General features: G+C 40.4%; 13 protein-coding genes. 9 read left to right on the plus strand and 4 right to left on the minus strand.

All coding sequences use genetic code 11. The features are described from left to right. Positions 1 to 14: 14 nt before the first annotated feature. From RG47T_RS10815 to RG47T_RS10845, 7 genes are all read left to right on the plus strand, one after another. Positions 15 to 1,337, plus strand: a complete 1,323-nt coding sequence (locus tag RG47T_RS10815) for an inositol-3-phosphate synthase (protein ID WP_074489478.1) — start codon at positions 15 to 17, stop codon at positions 1,335 to 1,337. A 345-nt stretch (positions 1,338 to 1,682) separates the two neighbouring features. Then, positions 1,683 to 2,408 carry a CDP-alcohol phosphatidyltransferase family protein gene (locus tag RG47T_RS10820; protein ID WP_074489479.1) on the plus strand — a complete coding sequence of 242 codons (726 nt, stop codon included), beginning with the start codon at positions 1,683 to 1,685 and terminating at the stop codon, positions 2,406 to 2,408. Between the two features lie 5 nt (positions 2,409 to 2,413). Beyond that, positions 2,414 to 3,007: a DUF4833 domain-containing protein gene (locus tag RG47T_RS10825; RefSeq protein WP_083627374.1), complete on the plus strand. Its 594-nt coding sequence runs from the start codon at positions 2,414 to 2,416 to the stop codon at positions 3,005 to 3,007. Positions 3,008 to 3,013: 6 nt separating this feature from the next. Continuing rightward, positions 3,014 to 3,640, plus strand: a complete 627-nt coding sequence (locus RG47T_RS10830) for a sterol desaturase family protein (protein ID WP_074489481.1) — start codon at positions 3,014 to 3,016, stop codon at positions 3,638 to 3,640. A gap of 3 nt (positions 3,641 to 3,643) precedes the next feature. Next, on the plus strand, positions 3,644 to 4,591 hold the full coding sequence (locus RG47T_RS10835; RefSeq protein ID WP_074489482.1) for a phosphatase PAP2 family protein: 948 nt from the start codon (positions 3,644 to 3,646) through the stop codon (positions 4,589 to 4,591). Between the two features lie 168 nt (positions 4,592 to 4,759). After that, complete coding sequence (locus RG47T_RS10840) at positions 4,760 to 5,491, plus strand: hypothetical protein (RefSeq protein WP_074489483.1); 732 nt, start codon at positions 4,760 to 4,762, stop codon at positions 5,489 to 5,491. Between the two features lie 116 nt (positions 5,492 to 5,607). Then, a complete protein-coding gene (locus RG47T_RS10845) occupies positions 5,608 to 6,186 on the plus strand; it encodes a CAP domain-containing protein (protein WP_074489484.1) in 579 nt (192 codons plus the stop codon). A gap of 6 nt (positions 6,187 to 6,192) precedes the next feature. Here the strand turns inward: RG47T_RS10845 and RG47T_RS10850 are convergent, their stop codons facing one another. Next, positions 6,193 to 6,651: a DinB family protein gene (locus RG47T_RS10850; protein ID WP_074489485.1), complete on the minus strand. Its 459-nt coding sequence runs from the start codon at positions 6,649 to 6,651 to the stop codon at positions 6,193 to 6,195. A 24-nt stretch (positions 6,652 to 6,675) separates the two neighbouring features. Next, positions 6,676 to 7,068, minus strand: coding sequence for a DUF5655 domain-containing protein (locus RG47T_RS10855; protein WP_074489486.1), 393 nt, complete (start codon positions 7,066 to 7,068; stop codon positions 6,676 to 6,678). A gap of 180 nt (positions 7,069 to 7,248) precedes the next feature. Here RG47T_RS10855 and RG47T_RS10860 point away from each other — a divergent pair, with 180 nt between their 5' ends. Further along, a complete protein-coding gene (locus tag RG47T_RS10860) occupies positions 7,249 to 8,109 on the plus strand; it encodes a YitT family protein (protein ID WP_074489487.1) in 861 nt (286 codons plus the stop codon). 106 nt (positions 8,110 to 8,215) lie between these two features. Then, on the plus strand, positions 8,216 to 11,011 hold the full coding sequence (locus tag RG47T_RS10865; protein ID WP_074489488.1) for a TonB-dependent receptor: 2,796 nt from the start codon (positions 8,216 to 8,218) through the stop codon (positions 11,009 to 11,011). A gap of 9 nt (positions 11,012 to 11,020) precedes the next feature. On the opposite strand, the gene RG47T_RS10870 is transcribed toward RG47T_RS10865, so the two are convergent. After that, complete coding sequence (locus RG47T_RS10870) at positions 11,021 to 11,962, minus strand: D-2-hydroxyacid dehydrogenase family protein (protein ID WP_074489489.1); 942 nt, start codon at positions 11,960 to 11,962, stop codon at positions 11,021 to 11,023. Between the two features lie 117 nt (positions 11,963 to 12,079). Then, a complete protein-coding gene (locus RG47T_RS10875; RefSeq protein WP_074489490.1) occupies positions 12,080 to 12,964 on the minus strand; it encodes a TIM barrel protein in 885 nt (294 codons plus the stop codon). Between the last annotated feature and the right edge of the window lie 56 nt (positions 12,965 to 13,020).

Here is a 13,020-nt window from a genome sequence, read left to right on the forward strand (position 1 = left end):
ATAAATTACCATACATGAAAAATAACGTTCAACCTGCTGAAGGCAAACTGGGTATCTTAATACCAGGTTTAGGTGCAGTAGCCACTACTTTAATTGCCGGTGTAATAGCCGTTAATAAGGGCTTAGCACAACCAATTGGGGCATTAACCCAAATGGGAAATATCCGTATAGGAAAAAGAACAGAAAATAATTACCCCAAAATTAAAGACTTTGTGCCATTGGCAAATCTTAACGACATTGTTTTTGGTGGTTGGGATGTTTACAGCGACAACGTTTATGAAGCAGCTGTACATGCAAAGGTTTTAGAAAAAGACTTACTGAACGGCGTTAAAGATGAATTAGAAGCAATTGTACCAATGAAGGCTGCTTTTGATAAAAACTACGCTAAAAATCTGGACGGCGAGCACGTTAAAACCGGTACCCGTTTAGAGTTGGCGCAACAGCTGATGGAAGACATCGAAAACTTCAAGGCAGACCATGGCTTAAACCGTGTAGTTGTTTTGTGGTGTGGTTCAACCGAAATTTATTTTGAAGAAAGCGACATCCACATGTCACTTGAAAAATTTGAAGCTGCTTTAGCTGCCGATGACAAATTGATTTCGCCAAGCATGCTTTATGCTTATGCAGCTTTAAAATTAGGTGTACCTTTTGCAAACGGCGCGCCTAACCTTACAGTTGATATCCCTGCAATGGTTGAGTTATCAAAATTAACTGAAACTCCAATTGCTGGTAAAGATTTTAAAACAGGCCAAACCTTGATGAAAACTATCCTTGCTCCCGGCTTGGCAGCACGCTCTTTAGGTGTTAAAGGCTGGTTCTCTACCAACATTTTGGGTAACCGCGATGGTTGGGTTTTAGATGACCCGGATAACTTTAAAACTAAGGAAGTATCTAAGCTAAGCGTACTTGAAGAGATCTTCCAACCAGAACTAAACCCTGAATTGTATGGTGAATTATACCACAAAGTGCGTATTAACTACTACCCTCCTCACGGTGATAACAAAGAAAGCTGGGATAACATCGATATCTTCGGATGGTTGGGTTATCAAATGCAAATTAAGATCAACTTCCTTTGCCGCGACTCTATCCTTGCAGCACCAGTTGGCCTTGACTTAGCCTTGTTTTGCGATTTAGCTAAACGTGCAGGTATGAGCGGTATCCAGGAGTGGTTATCTTTCTACCTTAAATCACCACAAGCAGCGCCTGGCTTACGCCCCGAGCATGATATTTTTAAACAATTAATGAAATTACAGAACACCTTGCGCCACATGATGGGCGAAGATCTGATCACCCACCTGGGCTTAGATTATTATCAGGACCTGATAGAGGCACTGTAAAAATTATTACATAATAATAACAGCCACCTGTTAAGGTATTTTATATACCACGGCAGGTGGCTGTTTTATTTAATTCTTGTCATCTGTTTTGCACAGTAAATTAAGCATATAAAAAATTAATCAATCATTTGATTAATTTTTACTTTTTCCCAACAATTCAATAGGATTAATTTATAACCTTTGCAACCAAGTTAAAAAATATCACAGGTATCGAAAATATTTTTAAATTTATTCAGGTCAATCTTGTTAAATGATTTAACTATTTAGCTAATCCTGATATATCTGAATGTGTGTGAACACAGTAGATTCGATTTCAATTTTTAACTTTGCAAAACGGGCAATCACATGGAACAGCAAACTACCTCATTACGTACCACACTTCAACTCAGCATCTATAAAGTAATAGATCCGTTTGTTAAAGTGCTTATCAAGCTAGGCCTTACGCCTAACGCGGTAACAACCATTGGCTTTATGCTTAACGTTGGTGTAGCAGTAATTTTTGTGTTAGGTGCCGAAGAAGGTAACCGTGGCGATTTAACCTACGTTGGCTGGGCAGGCGGGCTTATCTTATTTGCCGGCTTGTTTGATATGCTTGATGGGCAGGTTGCACGCCTGGGTAATATGAAATCGGTATTTGGTGCCCTGTATGATTCTGTTGTAGACCGTTATAGCGAATTGATTATGTTTTTAGGTATTTGCTGGTACCTGGTAGCACACCACTACTTTTTAAGCTCGCTATTTGCATTTATAGCATTAATTGGCTCTATGATGGTTAGTTATGTACGTGCCCGCGCCGAAGGTTTAGGTGTTGAATGTAAAGGCGGCTTAATGCAGCGCCCCGAGCGTGTAATTACCATTGGTTTATGCGCCATACTTTGTGGTGTATCATCACTATACATCGGCGGCGATTATAAATTATATATACCCGGCATTAAATACCACGTTTTTGAAACCATGTCGATATTTACAATACCTATTGCAGCAATGGCTGTTTTAACCAATATAACTGCATTTAACAGGTTAATGGATGCTAAAAAGAGCTTGCTTGAGCGGGAAGAGTCTAAAAAATAATTGAATTGAAGAGATCTATTATAATTTTTACGTTTTGCGCCGGTATACTGGCCTTTAATAAACCACCAGCATTCGCAAACACAACCAATAAATACCTGGTTACAGATACCCTTAAAAAGAAAGTTAAACCACTAGTTAATTATCCCACCTTACCGGGCACAGTTAGCCGGGTTTTTTACGTACAACGCGATCCTAATGTCAACACCATTGTTTATGAATTAAACATGGATAAAGACGGGCAATTAAATGATGATGAACCTGTACACCCGTACTGGATCAGGTACAATGAAAAAGGCCAGCGCGAAGAATTAAGTTATATACAACGTAAATTTGCTTATGGTTTAACGCAGAAACCATTGGGTAATGGCCGCTATGATATCCGTTTTGTATCTTACAAAAAGTATCCGCTTACACTAATGAAAGCGGCTGATGGAAAATATCATATTTACGCCACAATTGCACAGAAACAAGTAATACTTAATCGTATTTTTGTTAAAATTGAAGGCGGATCTTTTTGGCTGCCAAATGTTGTTTATGTTGAAGTTAAAGGATCAGACCCGGCAACCGGACAAGAAATAGTAGATAGATTTAAACCCTGATTAGCAATGAAAAAGAATTATGTGTCAAACTCGGAAGAGTCTGTACGAATGTTTAAGAGCAGTTTATTAGAAAGCTTATCAAAGGTTCATTTTTTTGTACCTGTTATTATTTATTTGCCTGTAATACTCTATTGTATGTACATGGCAATTTTTGATGCGCATCAATCAGTAGCCCGCATATTAATCCTGTTAGTTTCGGGTTTATTTGTATGGACCTTTATAGAATATGTACTCCACCGCTTTGTATTTCATTTTGTACCTAAAGCCGAATGGGCTTTACGCCTGCATTTTATATTTCACGGTGTACACCACGACTACCCGAGCGATAAAAAACGTTTAGTAATGCCGCCTTCGGCAAGTATCCCTTTGGCTTTGGGATTTTTCTTTTTATTCAGAGCCATATTACCTTTACATGAGGATGTGTATGCATTCTTTACATCCTTTATTGCGGGTTATCTGGTTTATGATATTGGGCATTATGCCATCCACCACTTTAACTTTAAAGGCGGTATCTGGAAACAAATTAAAAAACATCATATGCTGCACCATTATCAAGATCCTACCAAAGGATATGGTGTAAGTTCTGCACTTTGGGATAAAGTATTCCGTTCTGATTTTGAGGGCCAGAAATAAAAAATGGATTTCTATTCATCGGCACAACTATTTCCACGGGTTAACATAAAAACCGTTATAACACTTACCATACTGTCCGTTGTTTATGTGGCATTATCAAGTGTGATGGTTGGTTTTAAGTCAGATCAGTTGGTATTACTAGCTCTTGTTAACGGGCTGTACTATTTATCCGGCTACACCCGCAGGTTTGTTACCGGCTTCGCCATTTTTATTGTGTACTGGATTGTATTTGATTATATGAAGGCCTTTCCTAATTATCATTACAACCCTGTCCATATCGGCGATTTATATAATGCAGAGAAAAGCATATTCGGGATACATACTAATGGCACCATATTAACGCCAAACGAATACCTTAAGGCTAATAGCCGTACTTGGGTTGATGTAATTACAGGTTTGTTTTATTTGTGCTGGATCCCCGTTCCATTAGGCTTTGCCGCTTACCTGTTATTTACCAGACCAAAAGAGTTTTTAGGTTTTTCGCTTACCTTTTTCCTGGTCAACTTACTAGGCTTTGTAGTTTATTACACCTACCCCGCTGCACCGCCATGGTTTATACAAGAGCATGGATTTCATTTTATTGCTTTAACCAAAGGCAGCACTGCTGGCCTGGCACGCTTCGATCATTTCTTTAACGCCAACATATTCAAATCAATATACGCAAAGGGATCCAACGTATTTGCGGCTATGCCTTCCTTGCATTCATCCTACCCCGTAATCGTTCTATATTATGGCATTAAGAACCGCTTAAGATATGCGAATATCATTTTTGCCATCGTAATGATTGGTATTTGGTTCACAGCTGTATACGCAAGCCACCATTACGTACTGGATGTACTTGCCGGTATCACTACTGCAATATGCGGCATTAGCTTATTTAACTTTGCGCTTAATAAAAGCAAATCTCTGCAAAACTTCATTTTCAAATACGAACAATTAATTAGTCGTTAATAAACGTATACTATTTCCTATTAAAAGTTCCCTTATTAGTAAAGCAAGTCTTTAACTAAAAAATATTAAACCCTCATTATAAATTACTTACATAGCTTACGTGTAATACGGCATAACCTTTGCTATTATAATAACAAACATCATCCAGATGTTTCTACTGCGCTGTGTATGAAAAAGTTATTGCTATTCGCCTTTATTATTATATCTACCATGCATGCATTTGCTGGCAAATCGCTGGTTGATAGCCTGCAAAAGCAAATTGACACCAGTTCGTCTAATGCATTAAAGGGTAAATTGTATACTCAAATGGCCGTTAGTTACATGAACTATAATGCCATACAAGACAGGCAACTCAAAACCGCTTATCAGGAAAACGCCCTTAAATATACCCTCTCTGCCCTGCACCAATATTCACGCATGGATGACAGTACCGGTTTACGTACATCGTACGACAGGCTAGCCAAGGTGTATCACGATCAAAAGAAATTTAGCCAGGCCAAGTGGTTTATTCTGCAATCAAACACCCTGGCACGCGAACAACGGGATGTACCTAATATTGTGGCATCTTTAATTACGCTGGCTGATATTAAAATGGATATTCATGATTTTGATTTAGCCCGCGGCGATTTACGTGAGGCATTGGAACTATCGTCTGCCAATTGCTTTACAGATCAGCAACTGGATGTAATGCTAAGTTATGCCCGTTTGTACAATAGCACAAATAGCGGTAAACAAGCCGCCGCTGCCATGAAACGTTATGCGTATGTAAAAGACAGCACCACCCGCGATTCGGAGGCGCGTATGGCAGCTAAATTGCGCCCAAGAAAAAAGTATTTAACAACCACCACGTACAAGCATCTTACATACAAAAACGCCAGTCAGAGCGTAGCGTCGTTGTAGTTATTGCAGGCATTGTTGCTATCGTTATTCTGATTGTAGCAGTCATCATATTTTTTAAACGGCAACGTTAGCAGAAGCAGTTAAACCATTAACTGCTTTTTTTGTCTGTACATAATATGAATAAGAGGTGGATTATAGGCGGATTATTTACACTAATGCTATTAAGCATTGTTGTATATGTACAATCTCAGGACCTGGCACCTACCGATAGATTTAAGCAGGAATTTTTGTACCGCGTAAATAAGGTACGCACGGTTGGCTGTAGTTGTGGTAAAAAGTATTTCCCTCCTGCCCCGCCTTTGACATGGAACAACACCCTCGAAAATGCGGCCCGAGGACATGCTAATGATATGAACTTTCATAATTATTTTAGCCATACCAGTAAAGACGGCCGTAGCAGCGAAGACCGGATTATAGCCGCGGGTTATCAGTTTAATGGCTACCGAAGCTTTGCCATTGGTGAAAACATTGCCGAGGGACAGCAAAGTATTGCTGAAGTAACAGATGGCTGGTTTAAAAGCGAAGGCCACTGCCATAACTTAATGAACCCCGAATTTAAAGAAATTGGTGTAGGACGCAGCGGCCTGTACTGGGTACAGGATTTTGGCGGCCGTGAAAGTTTTACTCCCGAAGAACAGAAATTAATGAAACAAGGCGGAGCCCGCATGATCATCAAAAAGGTACAGTCGGAATAAGTATGATTAAGCTATAGCACGCTTTAGTGCCATCATGTATCCCGTATGTAAGCCTTCGTGAAACGGCAGAAAACTGATAGCCTCATCGATATTAGCAATCTCTAAATTGTAGCGCGACATCCATGCAGGGTAATTAGTAAATATGCCTTTATTGTAATCCACCTCAAACTGATCAATGGTTGATACTAATAAGTGTTTGATATATTCAAATCCTGCTTCATCAACAAAAACTTCTGGTTTAGAGTCGGGTTTATAGGCATTAAAATAATTCTCATCAATCAGCATAGGTAAACCGGCACGTTTGTAACATATACCTTGTTGGGCTGCTACTAAATGGGCTATATTCCAGATAATGTTATTGTTAAAACCCTCGGGTATTTTGTTAAGCTGTTCTATGGTCAGGCCATCAACCACTTTCAATACGTTTACTCTTGTTTTGCGAATAATCTCAATGGGGAAATTCATGTGGTAAATATAATAATAGTATGGTTATTGCACCTCTTCGCGGTAAGCTAACTGCATAAATGCCAAAACCTCGTCATTCAAATCTTCCTTTAAATTCATGCGGAAGTGATGATTAAATTGGTTGTCATCGCCCGGCACTTGTGCCATTTTTATAAAACAGGTATTATCGGGATAAAGCTTTTTAAGCGGAAATACCACGTGAATAAAGCTTTTGCCAAACTGTGTTATCCAGGCAATACGCTTATGCGAATTTGAAACGCCGATCATGGTTTTTGCGGGATGCAGAATTACATCGGTGCCCAGCTTTTTGAATTCTGCTACAAAGTATTCTAACAGCATCAGGGTATGTGCCGACTTCCCAACCAGAAAATCTTCCACACTTCTAGTTCCATCTTCAATTAGTTTATTGTTTGCCATAATCCAGCTTGGTATCAATCAATTAACTAAAAATATGCATTATATAATAAGCCGTCAAAATATAGAACCCTTTAGTCTTATTATGGTAATTAAACGTAAGCAGTGCGGTTTACTGCCCTTAATTACTTAAATTAGGCACCAAGCCCCTGTTATTTAACCTTAAATATTACATCAACCTGTATGAAAGTTAAAGCAGAAATTCAAAATTTTATATCTATTGTATTAGGTATCCTATCGGCCAGTATTGGTTTAAAGGGGTTCTTATTGTCCAGCAAATTTATTGATGGCGGCGTTACAGGTATCTCTATGCTGATAGCCGAAACAACAGGTTTTCCTATCTCTGTACTTATTTTTGTAATTAATGCTCCTTTTCTATACTTGGGTTACCGCAGGCTCGGTTTGTTATTTGCCATAAAAAGTGCTTTAGCTATTGGTGGCTTATCCTTGTGCCTAGCTTTTATGCATTTCCCGGATGTTACACCCGATAAGTTACTTACCGCAGTATTTGGTGGTTTTTTTATAGGTGTTGGCTCAGGCCTGGCCATGCGTGCCGGGGCCGTGCTGGATGGTACCGAAATAGCAGCCGTACTGGTTAGCAAGCAAACACAGCTATTACGTGTAAGCGATGTGGTACTGTTGCTAAACGTAATCATATTCTCTACAGCTGCTCTATTTTTAGGTATCGAGTCGGCCTTATATTCTATTCTTACCTACGTAGCGGCCTCTAAAATGATCGATTTTATATTGAATGGCTTTGAACAGTATACAGGCATCACCGTAATATCAACCAAAAGCGATGTAATTCGCCGCGTTATTACCCAGAGGCTGGGCCGTGGTGTTACCATTTACCAGGGTAAAAGCGGTTATGGCAAAGACGGGCAGATCAATGACCCGCGTGATATCATTTTCACAGTGGCCACCCGGCTCGAAATCCCCTCTATTAAACAAGCGATATTAAAAATCGACCCCTCAGCCTTTATTGTACAGCAAAGTATTGATGATACCACAGGCGGTTTACTAAAACGCAAGGGAATACATTAATCAGGTAGTTTAAACCGCCTCTGCAACATTTGTATGACATGGAGCTAGTTCGTTAAACTAAGGTTTATATTCATGGTCAATAGGGAAACCCTTTACCCCTATTAGCATGATTAAAGCGCTACCGTTCCTTGTATTTTTTATCCTGCTCATCAGCATGGCATATGCTCAGCAACCGGGTCGTATAGTAACCGGCACCGTTGCAGATTCTACAGGCTCGCTGCCCGGCATAACTGTAAAATTGATCTCTGATAAAGATAGCGTAGTGGTAGCTACCTCCACTAAAGGCGCCTTCCTTTTCTCGGCTGTCATCAGCAAAAATTTCAAGATCACGGTTTATGGTATGGGCTATCAAACTTTTGTTCGCCGTTATGTAATGGATAACGGCACAAAACCCATATTGCTGGACCCTATTAAATTGGTACTGGAAAGTAAAATGCTGAAAACAGTTAACATTACTGCCATTAATCCTATTACCATTAAAGAAGATACGGTTGAATATAAAGCCAGCGCCTACAAAGTGCGCGAAGGTTCGCAGGTGGAAGATCTGTTGAAGAAACTGCCGGGCGTATCTGTTGATAAAGATGGTAACGTAACTGCGCATGGCAAACAGGTAACCAAAGTGCGTGTTAATGGCAAAGATTATTTTACAGGCGATGTGCAAACCGCCACCCAGAATTTACCGGCTGATATTGTAGAAAACATACAAGTAATTGACGACTACGGCGATCAGGCAAACCTTACCGGCATTAAAACCGGCGACCCGGATAAAATACTTAACATTACCATACAAAAAGGCAAACGTAACGGCAAATTTGGCCAGGCCACGGTTGGGGCGGGTAATGACGACCGGTATGTTGCCAAGCTATCTGCTAACGAATTTCATGAAGATACACAGCTCTCATTACTTGGCACTGTAAATAACAATAATACCAATGCTTTTAATTTTGGAAGCTCTGGCAGCGGCGGAGGTGGCGGCGGCCGGGGTGCTTCTCAAAGCAGTGCAAGCAGCAGCGGTAGCAGCACTGCCAATGGCATCACTATCAATAAATCATTAGGCTTTAATTACCGGGACAATTGGGGTAAAAAGATAACCACCTATGGCAGCTACAGCTTTGCCGACAAGGATAAAACCACCGAAACCACATCGCAGCAACAAAATCTTTTTCAAAGCGGTGTTTTGTTGAATAACGATAATACTACCGATAAAAACAGCACCATCAATCACCGGTTTGATTTTAATATGGAGTACAAGATAGATACGTCCAACTATTTGAAAGTAAACCCGAGTTTCTCTTATAATTCATCAAACGATGTGAACAGTGATATTTTTTCTAATAGCAGGCTAGGCACTGTAACCAACGGTACAGATTATAGTGTAACCAATGGCAACTCGCCGACTGGTGGCGCTAATGTTTTATATAATCACAAGTTCCGCAAAAAGGGTCGTAACTTTAGTATTTCGGGTAGTGTGAATATTTCCAAAAGTACTTCAAACCTGGACGATCAATACAATACCCAGACAGACTCTGTAGTTGTGCCGCTACACCAGCAGATCAATACCATTAACACTTCGCAAAAGTTAAACGCTCATGCATCGTATATCGAACCCATAGGCAAAACTACCTACCTGGAGGCCAATTACACTTACAGCTACACCAATACAGATAATAACCGGTTGAATTACCGTATAGACCCGGTTACGCATGTGACCAACTATATCGATTCGCTAAGCACTGTTTATAACTATCAGTTTATTACCAATAGCTTTGGCTTAAACTTGCGCGGTGTAAAACCCAAGTACAATTATACTATTGGTTTGGTAGCCCGGCCAACTTCGCTGGATGGCGAGTCGCACAACTTCGAGACATCAACCCATACTTTTAACCTGGTACCAACCGCCCACTTTGTATATAATTTTTCGAAGAACCATACCTTTAATTTAAACTACAGCGGCAGCAATAATATGCCCAGCTTTACACAATTACAGCTCCAGCCAGATTATTCTAATCCGCAGAATATTGTATATGGCAACCCTAACTTAAAGCCGGAGTTCAGCAATAATATTACATTGCGTTATAACCAGTTTGACATCAAGAGCGGCAATTCGCTTTTTACCAACCTAAGCTTTAACGAAACGCAAAATAAGATCGTAACCAATACACAACCTGTTGCCAATAATGTGCTTAACCCCGGTAACAAAAAAGACAGCACCGCGCAGGAAACCCGCTATTTGAACACCAATGGCTTTTATTCAATGGCCGGTAATTACTCTTTCTCAAAACCATTTGCAGACCGTAAGTATACTGTGAGTATTAATGGCGGAGCCACCTATAACAACAACGTTAGCTTTATAGAAAGCGAGCGCAACCTGAGCAAGAATTTTGTATGGAACCAGGGCGCCAAGATCAGGATAGATCTGGATAGTATTATGGATACCGAAGTTAGCGCCAATTACAGCGCCAACACAACCAAATACAGTATTCCCTCATTAGTAAACGGTGATGCCCGCACCTGGACTCTGGGGCTGGATGGCCGGAATTTCTTTTGGTATGATCTTATACTGGGATATAACCTTACGCAAACCATTAATCATGGCTTTAGCAGCACAGTTAAAAGCAATCCTACCCTGCTGAGTACTTATGTGGAGTACCAGTTTTTAAAGAAACACATCGCTTCGCTAAGGCTCCAGGCTTTCGATTTGTTTAATGAAAACACAGGCATTACCCGTACGGTGAGCAGTAACCAGATCATCGATACACGCACCAATCGATTAGGGCGATATTTTCTACTTTCGTTTACCATGCGGCTGCAGCAATTTGCAGGTAGCCGTAAACCGGGCGGAGGTTTCAGAAATGGTGGCGGCGGTCGTGGTGGTGGTAGCCGCAGGGGATCATTTGATTAGATCAGCACTTTACTGCTGATCTAACCATTCCTGCAAAAAATTTACGGTATCGCCATAAAATAACTTGTAAGTATTTTCGGTAACGTAACCAATATGCGATGTTGCCAGCAGGTTATCCAGCTTACGTAAGGGATGTTCTGCAGGTAACGGTTCAGTATCAAACACATCAATGGCGGCACCGGCTATTTTTTTGTGTTGAAGTGTTTCTATTAAAGCATGCTCATCTACCAACGGCCCGCGTGAGGTATTAATGAGGTAAGCCGTAGGCTTCATTAATCCTAGTTCGTGCTTGCCAATAATGCCACGGCTGCGGTCGCTCAATACCAAGTGTACAGTTATTATATCTGCTTCTGTAAAAAGTTCGTCTTTAGTTACCAGCTTAGCTCCTGCTTTTTCAGCTGTATCTGCCGTAAGGTTTTGGCTCCAGGCTATTATATTCATGTCAAAAGCCCTGGCATATTGTGCCATTTTTTCACCCAACCGGCCCAGGCCAACTATCCCAATGGTTTTGCCCGATAAATCTATACCTACGGTTTGCTGCCAGCCCCCTGCCTTAAAGCTGTTATTCTCTTGCGGGATATGCCGTGCAAAAGCCATTAACAATGCCCATGTAAGCTCAGATGCACCCGTAGAAAAATAGCCGGTATTTTTTAATATAATGCCAAAATCTTCTACCGCATGGGTATCGATAGATGCATTACGGCTGCCTGTAGAAACAATTAGCTTTAAATTAGGTAACTGCGAAAGTATGCTGCGCGTTAAAGGTGTACGTTCGCGCATTACGCAAATGGCAGCAAAGGGATGCAACCTTTCAATAAGTTTACCCTCGTCTGCTATATGATCATCAAATACAGCTATATCTGCCTTTGTATTTATCGTACTCCAGTCTGCCATCTTAAAAGCAACATGCTGATAATCGTCTAATACGGCAATTTGTGGTTTGTTTTCCATAATTAATCTAGTACATAGATAACACTTTACGCATCATTTAGTTAAACCAGTTATCTAAAAACAAAGCCGCTTACCCATAAAATGATAAGCGGCTTGCATTTCACATTTAAAATGTGCCTACACCAGGTTCTTTTTGATGTAAGTAATACTTTGAGTAATACTTGCGTACGGATCACCAGGGCATTTATCCTGCTCAACAAAAAAGTATTTTAAACCAGCTTTATCAGCATGGGCAAAAATCTTTTTAAAATCTATCACACCATTACCCACTTCAGTAAACATGCGTTCCGGTGTTTTATCCAGATCTTTTACATGCCACAGCGGGAAACGGCCGGGGTGCTCATTAATTAAAGCAATAGGATCTTGTTTGGCTTTGGTTACCCAGTACAGGTCCATCTCCATTTTAACCAGGTTTTTATCGGTATCGTTTAATAATATCTCGTAAGGATATTTGCCGTTTTCCTGAATAAATTCAAAATCGTGGTTATGGTAAGTTAGCTGGATACCTGCTTTCTTACACCTCTCTCCTGCTTTATTAAAAGTCTCGGCTATTTTCTTGTAATGATCCAGGTTACCACGCTCTGGTACAGACAAGTATGCGCAAACCATATATTTGATACCAGCCTCTGCGGCATCATCAACAGCTTTATCCCAATCGTGCAGTAAGGTTCCCTGTGTATCGGCACCATTAGTTTGTTCTTCTCCCAAACGATAATGGCTGCTTGGCATAATCAGTCCATTTTGCTTTAATAATTTAGCAAAACTTTTGGCATCCATACCGTAAAATTTTTCGTTGCCGGTATAGGTAGCGCCTTCTACAGAGGTATATCCAATTTGTGCTACTTTGGCAAGTGCCGCTGCAGGGTCTGCCTGCATATAATCTCTAACAGTGTAGAGTTGCAAGCCGATATACTTTTTATCATAAGCAAACAAATGCGGAGCCGCTAAAAGCCCTGCCGAAAGCATGGCCGTAGTTTTTAGAAATGAACGTCTTGAAGTCATAATTTGGTTGGTTTATTGTGTAAAATTAACACATTTATTAGTTTACCAAAGACATG

The organism is Mucilaginibacter polytrichastri, assembly GCF_001911425.1.
In the GTDB taxonomy this organism is placed as follows: domain Bacteria; phylum Bacteroidota; class Bacteroidia; order Sphingobacteriales; family Sphingobacteriaceae; genus Mucilaginibacter; species Mucilaginibacter polytrichastri.